This window comes from [Limnothrix rosea] IAM M-220, assembly GCF_001904615.1.
Lineage (GTDB): Bacteria > Cyanobacteriota > Cyanobacteriia > Cyanobacteriales > MRBY01 > MRBY01.
In genome coordinates this window covers 41,590-56,388 of sequence record NZ_MRBY01000009.1, presented here as the reverse complement: position 1 = coordinate 56,388, position 14,799 = coordinate 41,590, and the positions used below count along the sequence as shown (strand labels likewise).

Here is a 14,799-nt window from a genome sequence, read left to right as displayed (position 1 = left end):
TTTGTTGATGGCTTTTGGTCGGGGAAAAATGTTCCATTCATTCTGCGGCGATCGCCGATTTAGTTTAAGCAGAAGATTCAAAACCTAGAAAAAGAATAATAATATTAACAACTAATATTAACGACTGATTCTAAATTGCTTAATTTTGCATAATTTTAAGGTTCTAGTTTTAGTAGTCGTCCCGAATCTGCATCGGTCAAGACATAGAGATGACCGTCGGGAGATTGGCGAATATCTCGAACGCGCTGGTTAATTTTAATACGAGATTCTGAAAGTATATTCCCTTGGGCATCTATTTCTAGTCGGCGAATATCGTTAGAGACTAAACCGCCGGCAAACAGATTACCCTGCCACTGGGGGTGGCGATCGCCAGAATAAAAAGCGAGACCCGATGGTGCAATAGCTGGTGTCCAAACAAGCTTTGGCTCGGTGATGTCCTCCCTTGTCTTGACTGGGGAAACGGGACGGCCAGTGGAATATTCTGCACTAAAGGAAACATCAGGCCAACCGTAATTGTGAGTGGCTTTGACAATATTCAGTTCATCGCCGCCACGGGAGCCATGTTCCGTCGCCCAAATACGTTGATGAATGGGATCAAATGCCATTCCTTGGATATTGCGGTGGCCATAGCTCCAGACTTCTGGCTCTGCGTTGGGATTATCCACAAAAGGATTGTCTGGGGGAATGGTGCCATCGTCGTTAATGCGCACCACTTTGCCGAGATGGCTACCAAGATTTTGAGCTTGTTTACGGCTCAGTACACCGTCAACTTTGAGTGGGGGATTGCCGCCGTCGCCAATGGAAATCAGCAGGGTTTCGTCGGGTAGCCAGGTCAAGCGAGAGCCGAAATGCTGTCCTCCTTGCTTTGCTTGGGCAACTTCGAAGACCACTTCCCAGTTGCTGAGGGCTCCACCGTCAAATTTTGCCCTAGCGACACGGGTACGATTAGCATCGCGAGTGCCGTGGGCGTAGCTAAAGTAAATCCAGCGGTTTTCCTCGAAACGTGGATGGAGAGAGATATCGAGGAGTCCCCCCTGCCGTGACGCAAAAACTTGCTGGGCTGTGATATCTGCAACGTCTGTAAGGCCGGCGATCGCCTCAGGATCTAAAACCCCATCTTGAATAATGCGTAAATTGCCCGGCCGTTCTGTGATGAGAATATCTCCATTGGGTAACCATGCCATGCCCCATGGATGCTCCAGCCCCTCTGCAATCACGGCTAGCTCGACCTCATCGGTTGGTAATGCTGCCCCATCAGAAATTAAGGCGATCGCCTCTGAACCAGACTCCGATCCTAGGGATGCCGACCCTTGGGCGCTTGGCTCCGAAGACGGAGATGTCGTCGGTTTCGGTTGAGATTGCGAAGCACAGCTAACCATTAATCCCAAATTACTAACGAGAAGAATGGCCAACATTACAGAGCGAAATTTTCCCATGGGGATATGTGCAATAAACAACAAAAAAGTAAGCAACAGGTCGTTGAATAACCATTGTTACTTACTTTAAATTAAATGGGTTTTGCCAAGATGAAAATTTCAAAATGCGGGTGAGCACCGCTACCAAATTAATCACTAACAGCTTGATGTTTTTTATTCATCGGGCTCAATGGTGCTACTCAAACCATGGCTTTTTAAGGTTTCACAATAAAACTCAGCATGCTCCTGGACACAGGTAATAACAAGGGCTAAACCATTTGTATGGGCTTCCATCATAATGCTCACAGCCTGGGGCTGGGTGATCCCAGCAACGGTTTGGATCAGCGTTTGGACTACATGCTCCATGGAGTTGAAGTCGTCGTTATGAAGCAAAACACGGTAACGGGGCGCGGGTTTGCGAATAGTTTCTGACGCGCGCTTTTCGATCACACCTGTAGACATGATGATTTAACCTCCTAAAAAGTTGTTTGATTAGTTTGCTTTAGTTTTTTTGTTTTAAAGGTAGTTCGACAAAAAGATTTTACTGAGCGATAAACGTTGGGCGATCGCCTCATATCATGTTCTAGGGATCAAGAACAGACTGCGCTTTGGTTATAGCACATTAAGTTACCCTCATCTTAGCGCGGAATATAAAGACTGAAAGCTCAGTAAGAAAGCGATACAATATGAGAAATTAACATTTATTTACAAAAGCGTCCATATGACTGCTGCGACTGAAACAATTTTTGCAACTGCGGAAAATCCTCCAAGCCAGTATTGGACTTGGCGAGGACATAAAATTCATTATGTGCAGGCTGGCAACACCAACGGCAAGCCACCCCTGCTGCTCGTCCATGGTTTCGGCGCATCGACAGACCATTGGCGTAAAAATATTTCAGACCTACAACAGGATTTTTCTGTATGGGCGATTGATATGCTCGGTTTTGGGCGATCGCCAAAGGCAGACACTATCTACAGCGGCAATCTATGGCGTGACCAAATCCACGATTTTATTAGTCAGGTGATTGGTGAACCTGTTGTTTTAGCGGGCAATTCCCTTGGTGGTTATGCATCCCTTTGCGTGGCAGCACAACGTCCTGAGTCGGCCAAGGGTTTAATTTTGCTCAACAGTGCCGGCCCCTTCAGCGACTCTAACAAAAAGGAGCGATCGCCCCTCCAGAAAGCATTGCGCAAAGTATTATTTAGTCCCGTTTCAACCTTTCTGATTTTTCAATACACAAAGCGGCGTTCAACGATTCGTAAAACCCTCGAAAAAGTTTATGTTAACCAAGATGCGGTAACGGAGAGACTCATTGACGAGATTCGCCGTCCATCCGATGACCCCGGCGCGAGAAAAGTTTTTGGTGCAGTTTTCAACACACCAGAAGGGGCGAAAGTGGATCACCTCCTTGAACAGCTAGAACGGCCTTTAATGATGATTTGGGGCGAAAAAGATCCGTGGATTAATGCCAGAAGTCGTGGCGCAAAATTCAAACAATATCGTCCAGAACTAACAGAGCATTATCTCAATTCTGGCCATTGTCCCCACGACGATACACCCGCCGAGGTAAATCAAATTATCCGCGATTGGATGAACAACAATTTTGCATCCTAGATTTTAAGTTTTCGCGGCGATCGCCCTAGGGTTTCCCCATAATTTTCAGAAAAAATATGCAGACAACCTTTAATCTTTCTCCACTGATTCGCATTACATTGCTCAGTCTTTACACAGCTTTGACTTTGCCGATTCCATTTTTAGCGGATGTCACAAATGCACCTGTACCGTCCACATGGTTATGGGCTGGCTTTGTGGTGGGCGGCATTTTTCTTTACGGTGCATTGAATGAAAAAGTATTACTCGATGACGACAGCATTCAAGTCACCTACCCCCAATGGTTTCGGCTCATTTCCCGTAAAGGGTGGTCCTTAAAATGGTCTGACATTGCCCAGCTCAAAATGCGGACGACGGGTCAAGGAGGGCTGGTGTATTACTTTGTCACTCCAGAGCGAGATCGCGCTTATCTTTTGCCGATGCGAGTCGCTGGTTTTGCAAAAATGGTCGGCATTGTCGCAGAAAAAACAGCTCTTGATACTAGCGATGTGCGTCCCCTCTCTCAACCTTGGATGTACATGATTTTATTAAGCGTGACAGCACTTCTTGGTTTAGTCGATATTTGGACAATTACCACTGCAATTTCTTTGTAGCCCTCACCTTAAAAACACAAAATATTAAAAAATCTTTTTTAAATTAGCGGATATCTAGGGTGCAAGTAGGGTTTAGCTTTTATCTAAAGTGCCATTATATTTCTAGGTTAGAGAGGTCATTATCACAGGGCGATCGCCCCTTAAAAATTATGGAATCAAATCAAAGAAAAACATTGCAATAAAAAACCGCTAACTCACGTTAAAGTTGACGGTTTTAACCCTATTTATTTGCGCTTTACTTAACCTATTTAAAAAAAGTAAATTATCCAATTAATAGGCATTATTTCGCGAAGAAGATTAACAAGAACCTAAATTAGCAGAGGCAACATAACCACTGGCGGGTTTTTCCACAGGAACCCAACCGTCATAACCTTCATTCGCAATATAAACCCGTTGATTTTGCGGCAACATACCGATGACCGTACCCATTGGCTCATACCGAAGCTGGACATCGGGAGAAACCGTCCTGCGGCAGTTTGCACCAGCAACCGTCGTCACTGACTCTTGCCCCATGGTTGACACCGTATCCATCGTTGCGGCAGAACAACCCGTTAAAAATTCAGCAGAAACATAACCGCTGACGGGGGACTCGATGGGAACCCAGCCATTAAAACCTTCGTTCGCCATCATCACAGCTTGGCCGCGCATCAACTGCCCGATAACATTACCGTTAGGCTCATCCATGACTGGCAAACCATCGGTATTAATCTGGCGACAATTTGAACCGGGAACAGTAGAGGTATTGTCGCCGCCATGGGGATATTGACTAGCGACGGGGGTCGAGGTTGGTGTGTAGTAGTCGCCTAAGTTTGGTACATCTGCACAGTACACAAGGTAGCTAGAGCTAACATAGCCTTCTACAGGGGCACTGATGGAGACCCAACCGTTACCGATAGCGGATATGCTTACTTGCTGGTCGTCGGGAAGACGGCCAATCACTTCACCGCCGGGGGCACTTCTAACGTTTAAATAGTTGTCGACATTTACTTCTCGGCAAGCGGAAGTTTCTGTGCCAATGGCATCTGTTTGAGCTGAAACTGTCGAGCTTTGATAATTTTGCGCTGCGATAATTGACGCGATACCTAAAATAATTGTCCACTTTTTAGTATTCATTTATATTGTTGATTTCTACATTGCGGTTTAAACCCAAATTAAAAAAACTTCAGGTACGCTAAACCTTAATCTCTAAAAACATATTTATCTAACCGCTTGATTTAATTATTCGTTATTTTTTTTAGAAAAGCATCTCCCTAGGGCATAATTTCACTCATCAGATCGATAGATTATTATTTATGCCGATAGTGTGAAGGGAAATGTTTTATATGTAGGGATGTGTTGTGGTTCTGTTGGTCTTTTTTGTGGAATATTAGGGTTTGAAAAAAATGAAAATTATTGATATTGCTCGGTGTTTTTAGAGTTGGGCGATCGCCTGTTCAACATCTAGGGCAAGGAAGCGATCAAGGGCTTGGTACATCCAGTGAATTTCTGAGGGAGAGTCTTGATGGGTATGCTGAAACCCTAGAGCCGTAGCTAGTTGGGCATAGGAAGGATGAATAATTAAAGTGTAAAGATCGCAAATATTGGGGAAATCGTGCTGCATTTTGGTTAATGTCACTTGTGCGTCTTTGATAAATTTACCGCGGTATTCTTCGAGAAATTGGGGGTCAATCATCCAGCTGCGAATAAAGATTGAAACGCAATTTTGGTCGTTTATTTCTGCTAGTTTAAAGGGATCAATTTCTGATAGGGTGCTGAGATGTAAGGCGTTTTTAGCGGGTTTAAAAAAGTTGATGTCGGACTCGCTTTGGGTGGGATAAAGTAAATAAAATGCAACGGGATTTTGGTTGTCTGAGCGTCTTAAAACTCTCATGCCTCGATTATATTTATGTCCCCACTGGCGCAATAATCGTGCAATGCGATGGGGAACGGCGTTGTTATTGTTGTTCATCCAGTTGTAGTTAGTGGCGAGTAAATTCGCGACGGGAATGGCATCGCAGCGGGGGTTAAAATCGTCTAATAAAAGTTCTATTTTCGGGGCGATCGCCCCATCTTGCACACTTTGGGGTAGGGGCAGGATTTCGATACAGGTGGTATTGCCGTCGAAATATTTTTTTAGTAAACCGAGGGCGGCTAGTTTGTCGAGCATCATGCCTGCGGCGCGATCGCCCCCTTGATCTTTATCGGCATAAAAAAGTGCTGCGGCCTCGCGATGGGTACAAACTTCGGCTCCAAAATTTGTTTTTAGGGTCTGTAGCGGTGGCTTGAGGGTTGGGTTTTTCGTTGTCTCGTGTTTCACCAACAGATATACCCACAATCGCACAAAATAATCTGCCCGAATTCGGGTCAGACCGACTGTTTGAATAAGTTTTTGGATCAGGGGCGATCGCCGCTCCGCCGAAAACCAAGACTCCGACTCTTCAAGTTCGAACATTCACGCTATATCTAGGGACTTGACTTCATCTTACTTCACCCTAGTTCACCCTCTTTCTGGTTACTACAAAAAACTACTAAAAGCTTTTGGCTGCTTAGGTTTGGTCATTGTCATTGCAGAAATTCCGTTGTCAGAATGTGGGTGTAGAAAACAAAAATATCTTTTGAAGGTTCCAAATTATGTCTAGCTCAAAATTTAAAGCGCCTGCGACTCACACAAATGCTTGGATTCTACAAACATGGCTTGCCTTTGTTTTATCCATTGGGGCAACGGCGGTGGGCATTTACCTTTTGCCTGTGAATGGCTGGGTCAAAAGCTACCTTGGCATCGGCTATGTTTTCTCCGTCAGTTCTACGATTAGCCTCTCTAAAACCACCCGCGACATCGAAGAGTCGAAGCGTATTGTTAGCCGTGTGGATGAGGCGAAACTCGAAAAACTTTTAGCGGATTATGACCCGTTTACTAAATAGTTCAAAACATGGGCGGAGATGTGCAAATAGGGTCTATTTGAATATTATGCAAACATTGATCGGTCGATATATCGGTGTTTTTATTTGACTGGGGGGATGTCTGCGTTATTTTTATTGTTTACGCCAAATACGGCAAATGCGCTAAATATTTCGATGAGCGTTGCAAGTTTTTGTCAAAATCCATGGCGGCAAAGAATCTGTCGTCTTGAATAAATCGGATTTTTGGGGTTATGTTGGCGAGATTTGATTTTTTGAAAGTTTTCGCGGCAACTGGCACCTCGGACTCGGTAGGCAGGAATAGCAACTTCTGTTATCTTTAGGGACTTAGAATGTCTGGGAGAAAGCCGCACGGAATGTCTATTTTTAAAGCTCTAAGGTTGGCGATCGCCTGTAGTGTGGCGAAGTCCGTGACGGCGGTGGTGCGGGGTCTCAAGCTTAGTGCAGGTAGTGTTTTGCCGGGGGCGATCGCCAGAAAGATTTTTCCCAACGTTTTACCAGAATTATTTAACCAAGCTAAAAAGGGTGTCATTTTAGTTGTGGGCACTAACGGTAAAACCACAACATCTCTACTGATTAAAGCGATTCTGACGGCGCAGGGTTACAAAATTGCCCACAATGCCACAGGTGCTAATCTCATTAATGGTTTGGCGACGGCATTACTGGAGAGTGCCAATCTTGTCGGGAAGCTCGATATTGACTATGCCATCCTCGAAGTAGACGAAAATATTGTCCCCATTCTCCTCAAAACCTGCACGCCGACCCACATGGTCACGCTGAATCTGTTTCGTGATCAGTTAGACCGTTATGGTGAAGTGGATACCATTAGTAAGCGCTGGCAGGAGGCGATCGCCCCTCTCCCCAAGGAAACAACGATTATCGTTAATGGCGACGACCCAACCCTCAATCATTTTGGTCAGCAATTAGAACAAACTGTTAAATTCTTTGGCTTAACGGAACCTGAGCGTTATCTTGATGAAATCCCCCACGCTTCTGATGCCATCTACTGTCCGGTTTGTGGCACGCATCTGACTTATCAAGGCGTTTATTTGTCCCACCTCGGTGATTACCATTGCGATAATTGTGGTTTTGCCAAGCAGTCCCTCGATATTCACAGTCCAGAATGGGGACAGATTCTTATCGGGATTTACAACAAATACAACACAATGGCAGCGGCGCTTTTGGCGGAAACTCTAGGCATTCACAGGGATGTCATTAATGAGGAAATTCAAGGATTCAAAGCGGCGTTTGGTCGGGCGGAAGAGCTAAAGGTTGAGGGGAAAGATGTCCGTATTCTGCTATCGAAAAATCCTGTGGGTATGAATGAAAGTATTAGAGCTGTGATGGATTTACAGAAACAAGGTAAGACTTCCACTGCTCTAATGATTCTCAATGACCGTGATCAGGATGGTACTGATGTGTCGTGGATTTGGGATGTGGATATGGAAAATCTGACCAAGTATCCCGGCAAAATTATTATTTCCGGCGATCGCGCCCATGACATGGCTTTGCGGCTCCATTATTGTCAGGGTAAAGCAGATCTTAAAGTGGAAACAGATCTCGAAAAATCGATTCAAATGGCGTTGGATGTGACCCCCGTAGACCAAACTCTGCATATTGTGCCGACTTACACTGCGATGTTAGATGTGCGACAAATTCTCACAGGACGCAAGATTTTATAGTGGCGATCGCCAGGCAATTAATTGATAAATTTACCAATTTATTCAGCGATACTGTGTGGAGGCAAGGAAACTCCTAAGAAATGGGCCATCATCCAGCCTTAGATATCACCAAAGAATATTTCGATAATGAGTTTTAAGGACTGTCTACAATAGAAATAATTAAGTTAGTTTAGCCATGGCACAAGTTCTCTTAGATTTACCCGATGACCTTGCCGAAAAGATACAGACTCTAGCCCAGAGCGATCGCCTTGGTGAAGTTCTGTCTATGGGATTAAATCAGCCTATGGTGCCAGCCCATATTTATAGCTATATTCTTGGTTTTCTGATCAGTAATCCAACTCCAGAGGCGATCGCCGAGTTTCGACCTACCCTTGAGATGCAGGAACGATTGCAGACATTGCTCGGACGGAATCAAGCCGGAAATTTAACGCCGGAAGAAGAATTGGAATTACGAGAATATGAAAAGATTGAGCATTTGATAGTGATGTGGAAACAGCTATCGACTCAGTATCCGCAGATGTTGGAATTGCTCAAAGCTGAGGTTCAGACTACTCCCAATAACAATCAATCCCTTCAACAGCCATCATTTTTGGGTTACATGAAAGACTCCGTCGTTGTTAAAGGCGACATTATTGAACCAATTGAGGAAATTTGGGAGGTCTGTCAGTAGGTGACAACCAAAGGTTTACTGCTCGATACTCATATTTGGATTTGGGCAATGACAGGGGATTTAGCAAAATTATCAGAATCCTATATGGAGGCGATCGCTTTTGCAGAGACAGAAGGTGAACTGGCGGTATCAGCCATTTCTGTCTGGGAAGTCGGGATGCTCGAAGCCAAGGGCAGAATTGATTTGGGGGGTAATTGTAAAGCGTGGGTGAACAAAGCCTTATCTTTTCCCGGTTTAAAACTCATTCCTTTAACCCCTGAAATTGCGATTCAGAGTTCACGTTTACCCGGTGAGATTCATGGAGATCCAGCAGATCGGATTTTAGCGGCGACTTGTTTAGTGACCGACCGGAGCTTACTGACGAAAGATCGAAAATTGATCGATTACAGTAAACAGGGTCATATTTCCGTGTTGCCCAGCTGAGTAAAAGCATCATAATTCCATTTATCATCATGGTAAATCTGCAGACATCTCACTCGGTTTAGGTAAGATGCAAAAATCCTAGCTTCACTTCCATGGAATTAGTCTGAGTTTTTTTCTTACGAAAACACACATATGGGGGAGAAATTTAAATTGATTTTTGGGTTTTGATCATATAAAGTTTCGCATTCTCGAAATTACTAGAGTAGAGATGATAGAAAAGGTAGTCTTTGGAAGTTCTCCAACCCGCTACCTAGCCAACAGATTGGCGTTGGTCAATTAGGAGAGAATTTTCTACTCTTTCGAATCTAACAACATCCCCCAAATGAAATTATAGGGGTGCACTGATCGCGTCGATTCACCATCAACAACCAGAGGTTGACCTTGATTGTGCCATTCAAAAATAGAACCTTCCAAGTTCATCACATGGGCATAACCAGCCTTTTGAAGTTCTTGAGCTAACTTAGCTGAACGATAGCCCACTGAGCAGTACACCACGATCACGGCCTCAAGACTCACTTCAGACTGTTGCACTGCCGCTAAAGTCGGTAAATGGTGCGCCCCCGGTAGGTGACTTACGGCATATTCTTCTGGCTCACGAGCATCAATCAGAATGGGAGAGGGCGATTCGCTGGCTAACCAAGCTGCCAACTGGGTTGTGGAAATAGTTCCGATGTCTGGAAACTGTTGATTGATAAATTGCTTAATGAAAATCCAGGCCAAGCGGCGAATTGGTTTTAAGCTGCTAAACACAGATAATTCCTTATGGTGTGGCGTATAAAAAGTGAGCTTGATGATTGATTTTTCTGCTTGGGATTTGATGTTGAAGCATTATGTCAATGGGCAAGGACAGGTGGATTATCCTGCTTGGCGCTCGGAGTCTTATAAGAAATTGGAAGACTGGCTTGCATCCCAACGTCATGTCGAACTCAATGCTTGTTCTCAGGATGAGGCGATCGCCTTTCTCATTAACCTATACAACGCGTTGACCATTCAGCAAGTTCTCAAAAAATACCCCATCGCTTCAATTCGACCTACTTTTCTCGGCATACCCAATTGGCTAGCCTTTTTGCGATTTTTCACAAAGAAAATATATCGTTTGCAAGGTCAAGCCTTAAGTCTCAATGGCATCGAGCATGGCTTGCTCCGAAAGCGATTTCAAGAGCCTCGCATTCATTTCGCGTTGGTCTGTGCGTCTGTCGGTTGTCCACTCTTACGCGCCGAAGCCTATATGCCAGAGCGGTTAGAAGAACAATTAGAAACTGATGCCCGCCACTTTATCCGCAATGATGATAAGGTGCACTATGACGCGACTCAACAAACCTTATATTGCAGCAAAATTTTTAAATGGTATGGAAAAGACTTTTTGACTGTGGCTGAATCCATCCCGGACTATATTAGTCAGTATCGGCCTGATCTCGATTTGCCTAGTGATGTTACTGTCAAATTTTTGCCCTACAGTTGGGAGCTGAATCAACGGATGTCTTCATAGAATTGCTTGAGCCAAGTTGCCGATACTCCCGCAGCCCAGAAAAAGCCGATCATAAAATAGATAAGATTGGCTTTGAATAATCCCAACTGCGCCACGCGGCGATCAGAGCATTGCACGACTCGATTTAGCTGACGAATATGTCCCAACTTCGATAACCGCAGACAGAGATCAGCATCTTCCATGATGGGCATGGTTGCATCAAAACCACCACAGGCAAAGAAATCACAACGGCGGCAAAAAATCACCTGATCCCCAAACAAGATCCGTAGGCCATCACGAAAATAAAGATGGGGCCGAAAGATTAGCGGCGCATAGTGGGTTTTGATGGCGTTATGGATCGTAATGCTCCAACGGGTCGTCTGTGCTCCAGCCATGATCGAGATAAAACCCCCGCCAGCAACCTTAGGATTCGCTAAAGTCTGTTGCATAACGTCAATTAGATCGTTAGGGACAGAGGTATCACCATGAACGAAGCACAGAATTTCGCCCGTTGCCACCTCAGCCCCGGCATTCATCTGGGATGCTCGACCTCTTTGCTCGGCGATGATCACTGTTGCTCGGTATTGGGTGGCGATCGCCACGGTTTCATCTGTACTGCCGCCATCTACTACGATTATTTCAGCGGCAGCAGGATAGAGCACTTGCATACATCGCAGGGTACGCCCCAGACAACTTGCTTCGTTTAAGACGGGGATAATAATAGAAACTTTTGACATAACCCTGATGGTACGCAACGATCTCGCATTTTACGACCGACAAGCTGCCCAATGGTGGAGTGAAACAGCCACTATTTTTCCGCTGAGTAAGCTCAATCCCCTCCGCTTTCAATTTTTTGATCAATACGTTCCCGATTGGAGCGGTCTACAAGTGCTGGATGTGGGTTGTGGCGGCGGCTATACCTGCGAATTTTTAGCCCAGCGAGGCGCTATCGTTACCGGCATCGATCAATCATCTGCCTGCATTAGCGCAGCTCAAGATCATGCGGATCTGATGAGTCTGGAGATTGACTATCACACGGGCGTGTCGGAAAAGTTGCCATTTCAGGGCGATCGCTTTGACATTGTGACCTGTGTCGATGTGTTGGAGCATGTGGAAAGTGTCCCTGCCACAGTCGCAGAGATTAGTCGTGTACTGAAACCCGGCGGTTTATTTTTGTTCGATACCCTCAATCGCACTTGGCGATCGCGATTCATCATGATTTGGCTGCTAGAAAATTGGTTACGGCTCATTCCGCGCGGCATCCACGATTGGCATCAGTTTGTGCCGCCAGAAGAATTAGAACAAAACCTAATCTCAGCAGGACTCTCCGATATTCAGATTCAGGGATTTGATCTGTTTGGGCGGACTCCCCTTGCCCAATTCCAAACACTGTTGCACTACTGGCAAACGGAAAACTTCCGGGTGAATTTTGACGACAATACAGACGTTTTTTACATCGGCATTGCAAAAAAAAGACGTTAACAAAGGTAATCGGCAAAACACTTTCTACATCAAAAAAATATTTATTTTTGATATGACAACATCAAGATATCGGCGATCGCCCTTTTTCCTTCTCCAGAACGCCACCCGGTAAATAAATTAGTGCTACCTTTTATATCTGTTGCCCAGCTTAATTTTCCGATGGCACATGGATACAACCACAATTATTTTGTTTGAAGAAGGAAAAGACGCATTTTTACAAGGCGAGTATCGCGTTAGTCGAGATCGTTTCCTTGAGGCGATCGCCAATGTCCCGAAAGCCTCTAGTGAGGGCGGTGAACTGGGTTTATGGCTCGCTAACGCCTACCAAGCCAATAACCAAATGGACGATGCAATTAATCTTTGTCGCGAATTAACAACCCACCCTTTTCCGAGGACAGCAGATCGCGCCCGTCGACAACTTTATATCTTGGAAGCACCGAAATTAGAACGCCCCAAGGAGTGGCTGACAGAAATTCCTAGCATGGAAAATTTTGAGCCAGCGAAAATCCTCTATGTGGAAGGAAAGTCCAAGCCTATCGAAAAGGAATTATCGATTGAAGATTTTGAAGATCTTTCCCAAATAGAAACCGAGGATAATCAGTTTGTTTGGGTTGCCTTAGGTCTGGGTGTCTTAGGTTTAGGAGCATGGGCGATCGCCGGATTCTAAACACCCACCCCAGCGAAAAGCAATCCCATCTACTAACCTTAATCGCCGTGAGACGAAGGATCCCGGTAAAACTCCACATAAAAACGCCCATCGTCACCCGGTACCACCTCATGGCGGACAGTCGGCTCAACGATACCAACTTGTCCCGAAGTCAACACAATTTCTTCGACAGTCGGCTCCAAAATACGATAGATGAGCTGACCTGCCAGCACCACAATCTTGCCCCATACCCCAGCCTTCGTATTATGACCATGACGTAAACTTTGGGGTGTGGAAATCTCAGTGAATTCTGGCGTTTTTTTGTAAGCGACAAGATGATCAGGTAGCTTATCCAGCATCAAATTTAGCCTCTTCTCACACGGACTAAGGATTCCCCCATCAGGATCATGACACCTGCCCAGCGATTGAGCAATCCTACACACGACAGAATTTCCGTTCATTGTCCGAAGCCGGTTCCTGCCACGAATAGGCAAAGTGGCTCACACTATCAATTTGCGGAAAATTAGCGCGAATCGCCGCCATTTGGTCTTTGAGCGAAGGTCGTTTGCCAATGGCGCGATCCCAATCCCCAGCCAACGCCGGAATAATTTGAGTACTAGGAGAAGCAAAACGCACCACCCGCGCAATTTCATTGACGATGCATTGGGGACTACCGCAAACACTGTAGGACATGGCATGCCATTCCAAAGAAGCAGGAAACTTATCCCAAGGTTGCAAACGCGAATCAAAGCCCCGCTGCCCGACAATTTGATTGCCGCCGGGGAAAAAGACAGCTCCAGCGGGAACGCCCTGCCGTTGTGGTGCTTGGGAAACAAGGGTAACAAAATCAACGACACCCTGCGCTGCATGACCAACAGTTAAGTTCCACAGGTCATTTTGCAGGCGCTGGTGTAACTGGGTATTGGAGAGATTTTTTTCGTAATTGGTTATAATGCGCCCTTGCCAGCGGGGGACATCTTCATTGGGGAATTTTGCGCGGACAGTCGCAACGTCAGAAACTGTAATTTTACGATTACGCAAATATTTTTCGATGAGGGCTAAACCTTGATTATTCTGAGCGCGATTATATAAAGCTTGGGTCGCCGCGGAACTGTAAATCCAGAGATCATTTACCGATGCCGTCACGGATTGTGTACCTGTGCCACGGGGATAGCGAATGTAGTCAAACAGCACACCATCGGGTTTGCGCTTCAGAATTTCTTTAACAAGGTTGTAATAGTCTTCTTGGGCGGTGCGATTGTAAGGATCGGCAAAGGCCTGAGCGCCATCTTTCACAAAGTCTAGGCTGGTTTGTCCAAAACCATTGCGAGCCATCACATGGCGGCGATCGCCGCGATTGGCGTAGACATAGCCGAAATTCAAGCCGAACATCCAAGCATAAACTTTTAGACCACGGGCATGACCCTTGGCAATAATTTCCGCCATTAAATCCCGATCTTCGAGACCCGGCGTTTTTAATACCGACGGCCAAGCCGTATTATTTTGGCTGGCTGGAATCAGTGCTTGACTATCGTAAAAAACTTCAAGATAAAGGTGGTCGTAGCCTTTGTTGACGATGTCATCTAAAACTTTGTCGATAACGCCGGGTTTGGTATCACAGGGATACACCCGCAGCCACATGGCTTGATCCTGTGGCCAATTTTCTTGACGACAGGTATTAAGCTGTTTGCCATGGTCGTTGAGGAGCTTTGTATACTCCTGTTGGGCAGCTTGGTCACCACTAAAGGCTTTTTCCCGGAGCGCATCTTTCGCGGCGATGGTCTTTGCATCGAGCCGACAATACTGGTTTGGTTTTGCTTGGGCTGGTTGTGACCAAAGCATCAAAGGACTGAGGCTACCCATACCGAGGGCAAGGGAAACAGCCATTAAGCGCTGCTTGAATCGAAAGA

Annotated in this window: 17 protein-coding genes; 9 read left to right on the top strand and 8 right to left on the bottom strand. The window is 45.5% G+C overall.

The features are described from left to right. Positions 1–155: 155 nt before the first annotated feature. Positions 156–1,379 (bottom strand): PQQ-dependent sugar dehydrogenase, encoded by a 1,224-nt coding sequence (locus NIES208_RS05700; protein WP_315861621.1) that lies wholly within the window; start codon positions 1,377–1,379, stop codon positions 156–158. A 210-nt stretch (positions 1,380–1,589) separates the two neighbouring features. Further along, positions 1,590–1,877, bottom strand: a complete 288-nt coding sequence (clpS, locus tag NIES208_RS05695; protein ID WP_075890618.1) for an ATP-dependent Clp protease adapter ClpS — start codon at positions 1,875–1,877, stop codon at positions 1,590–1,592. A 259-nt stretch (positions 1,878–2,136) separates the two neighbouring features. Between clpS and NIES208_RS05690 the strand changes: the two genes are divergently transcribed. Together NIES208_RS05690 and NIES208_RS05685 are read left to right on the top strand one after the other, a co-directional pair. Further along, positions 2,137–3,030, top strand: coding sequence for an alpha/beta fold hydrolase (locus NIES208_RS05690; protein ID WP_075890616.1), 894 nt, complete (start codon positions 2,137–2,139; stop codon positions 3,028–3,030). Between the two features lie 56 nt (positions 3,031–3,086). Beyond that, entirely contained in the window at positions 3,087–3,620 is a 534-nt protein-coding gene (locus tag NIES208_RS05685) for a hypothetical protein (protein WP_075890614.1), read from the top strand. A 297-nt stretch (positions 3,621–3,917) separates the two neighbouring features. On the opposite strand, the gene NIES208_RS05680 is transcribed toward NIES208_RS05685, so the two are convergent. Together NIES208_RS05680 and NIES208_RS05675 are read right to left on the bottom strand one after the other, a co-directional pair. Further along, positions 3,918–4,733: an SH3 domain-containing protein gene (locus NIES208_RS05680; protein ID WP_075890612.1), complete on the bottom strand. Its 816-nt coding sequence runs from the start codon at positions 4,731–4,733 to the stop codon at positions 3,918–3,920. Positions 4,734–5,031: 298 nt separating this feature from the next. After that, positions 5,032–6,051: a hypothetical protein gene (locus NIES208_RS05675; protein ID WP_075890610.1), complete on the bottom strand. Its 1,020-nt coding sequence runs from the start codon at positions 6,049–6,051 to the stop codon at positions 5,032–5,034. Positions 6,052–6,230: 179 nt separating this feature from the next. Here NIES208_RS05675 and NIES208_RS05670 point away from each other — a divergent pair, with 179 nt between their 5' ends. The 4 genes from NIES208_RS05670 (at position 6,231) to NIES208_RS05655 (ending at position 9,293) form a co-directional block, all read left to right on the top strand. Next, positions 6,231–6,521: a YiaA/YiaB family inner membrane protein gene (locus NIES208_RS05670; protein WP_075890608.1), complete on the top strand. Its 291-nt coding sequence runs from the start codon at positions 6,231–6,233 to the stop codon at positions 6,519–6,521. A gap of 353 nt (positions 6,522–6,874) precedes the next feature. After that, the gene (locus NIES208_RS05665; RefSeq protein ID WP_075890606.1) at positions 6,875–8,200 is read left to right on the top strand and encodes a Mur ligase family protein; all 1,326 of its coding nucleotides are present in this window, start codon (positions 6,875–6,877) and stop codon (positions 8,198–8,200) included. Between the two features lie 175 nt (positions 8,201–8,375). Then, positions 8,376–8,870: a hypothetical protein gene (locus tag NIES208_RS19505; RefSeq protein WP_216349363.1), complete on the top strand. Its 495-nt coding sequence runs from the start codon at positions 8,376–8,378 to the stop codon at positions 8,868–8,870. Further along, a complete protein-coding gene (locus tag NIES208_RS05655) occupies positions 8,871–9,293 on the top strand; it encodes a type II toxin-antitoxin system VapC family toxin (protein ID WP_075890604.1) in 423 nt (140 codons plus the stop codon). A 291-nt stretch (positions 9,294–9,584) separates the two neighbouring features. On the opposite strand, the gene NIES208_RS05650 is transcribed toward NIES208_RS05655, so the two are convergent. After that, positions 9,585–10,043 carry a rhodanese-like domain-containing protein gene (locus NIES208_RS05650; RefSeq protein WP_216349362.1) on the bottom strand — a complete coding sequence of 153 codons (459 nt, stop codon included), beginning with the start codon at positions 10,041–10,043 and terminating at the stop codon, positions 9,585–9,587. Between the two features lie 40 nt (positions 10,044–10,083). Between NIES208_RS05650 and NIES208_RS05645 the strand changes: the two genes are divergently transcribed. Beyond that, positions 10,084–10,782, top strand: coding sequence for a DUF547 domain-containing protein (locus NIES208_RS05645; protein ID WP_075890602.1), 699 nt, complete (start codon positions 10,084–10,086; stop codon positions 10,780–10,782). Here the strand turns inward: NIES208_RS05645 and NIES208_RS05640 are convergent. After that, positions 10,764–11,498, bottom strand: coding sequence for a TIGR04283 family arsenosugar biosynthesis glycosyltransferase (locus NIES208_RS05640; RefSeq protein ID WP_075890600.1), 735 nt, complete (start codon positions 11,496–11,498; stop codon positions 10,764–10,766). The two genes, NIES208_RS05645 and NIES208_RS05640, sit on opposite strands and share 19 nt — an antisense overlap. A 7-nt stretch (positions 11,499–11,505) precedes the next feature. On the opposite strand from NIES208_RS05640, the gene ubiG reads away from it, so the two are divergent. Together ubiG and NIES208_RS05630 are read left to right on the top strand one after the other, a co-directional pair. Then, a complete protein-coding gene (ubiG, locus tag NIES208_RS05635; protein ID WP_075890598.1) occupies positions 11,506–12,243 on the top strand; it encodes a bifunctional 2-polyprenyl-6-hydroxyphenol methylase/3-demethylubiquinol 3-O-methyltransferase UbiG in 738 nt (245 codons plus the stop codon). Positions 12,244–12,409: 166 nt separating this feature from the next. Next, positions 12,410–12,910, top strand: coding sequence for a tol-pal system YbgF family protein (locus NIES208_RS05630; protein WP_075890596.1), 501 nt, complete (start codon positions 12,410–12,412; stop codon positions 12,908–12,910). A gap of 38 nt (positions 12,911–12,948) precedes the next feature. On the opposite strand, the gene NIES208_RS05625 is transcribed toward NIES208_RS05630, so the two are convergent. Both NIES208_RS05625 and NIES208_RS05620 read right to left on the bottom strand, forming a co-directional pair. Next, complete coding sequence (locus NIES208_RS05625; RefSeq protein ID WP_075890594.1) at positions 12,949–13,248, bottom strand: TehB family protein; 300 nt, start codon at positions 13,246–13,248, stop codon at positions 12,949–12,951. Between the two features lie 76 nt (positions 13,249–13,324). Then, entirely contained in the window at positions 13,325–14,776 is a 1,452-nt protein-coding gene (locus NIES208_RS05620; protein ID WP_225875256.1) for a family 10 glycosylhydrolase, read from the bottom strand. Positions 14,777–14,799 lie beyond the last annotated feature (23 nt).

What these genes read in the sequence shown, in the direction of transcription:
- NIES208_RS05700 (WP_315861621.1), bottom strand. Translation starts at nt 1,379, where the DNA reads ATGGTTAGCTGTGCTTCGCAATCTCAACCGAAACCGACGACATCTCCG.
- clpS (WP_075890618.1), bottom strand. Translation starts at nt 1,877, where the DNA reads ATGTCTACAGGTGTGATCGAAAAGCGCGCGTCAGAAACTATTCGCAAA.
- NIES208_RS05690 (WP_075890616.1), top strand. Translation starts at nt 2,137, where the DNA reads ATGACTGCTGCGACTGAAACAATTTTTGCAACTGCGGAAAATCCTCCA.
- NIES208_RS05685 (WP_075890614.1), top strand. Translation starts at nt 3,087, where the DNA reads ATGCAGACAACCTTTAATCTTTCTCCACTGATTCGCATTACATTGCTC.
- NIES208_RS05680 (WP_075890612.1), bottom strand. Translation starts at nt 4,733, where the DNA reads ATGAATACTAAAAAGTGGACAATTATTTTAGGTATCGCGTCAATTATC.
- NIES208_RS05675 (WP_075890610.1), bottom strand. Translation starts at nt 6,051, where the DNA reads ATGTTCGAACTTGAAGAGTCGGAGTCTTGGTTTTCGGCGGAGCGGCGA.
- NIES208_RS05670 (WP_075890608.1), top strand. Translation starts at nt 6,231, where the DNA reads ATGTCTAGCTCAAAATTTAAAGCGCCTGCGACTCACACAAATGCTTGG.
- NIES208_RS05665 (WP_075890606.1), top strand. Translation starts at nt 6,875, where the DNA reads ATGTCTATTTTTAAAGCTCTAAGGTTGGCGATCGCCTGTAGTGTGGCG.
- NIES208_RS19505 (WP_216349363.1), top strand. Translation starts at nt 8,376, where the DNA reads ATGGCACAAGTTCTCTTAGATTTACCCGATGACCTTGCCGAAAAGATA.
- NIES208_RS05645 (WP_075890602.1), top strand. Translation starts at nt 10,084, where the DNA reads ATGATTGATTTTTCTGCTTGGGATTTGATGTTGAAGCATTATGTCAAT.
- NIES208_RS05640 (WP_075890600.1), bottom strand. Translation starts at nt 11,498, where the DNA reads ATGTCAAAAGTTTCTATTATTATCCCCGTCTTAAACGAAGCAAGTTGT.
- ubiG (WP_075890598.1), top strand. Translation starts at nt 11,506, where the DNA reads ATGGTACGCAACGATCTCGCATTTTACGACCGACAAGCTGCCCAATGG.
- NIES208_RS05630 (WP_075890596.1), top strand. Translation starts at nt 12,410, where the DNA reads ATGGATACAACCACAATTATTTTGTTTGAAGAAGGAAAAGACGCATTT.
- NIES208_RS05625 (WP_075890594.1), bottom strand. Translation starts at nt 13,248, where the DNA reads ATGCTGGATAAGCTACCTGATCATCTTGTCGCTTACAAAAAAACGCCA.
- NIES208_RS05620 (WP_225875256.1), bottom strand. Translation starts at nt 14,776, where the DNA reads ATGGCTGTTTCCCTTGCCCTCGGTATGGGTAGCCTCAGTCCTTTGATG.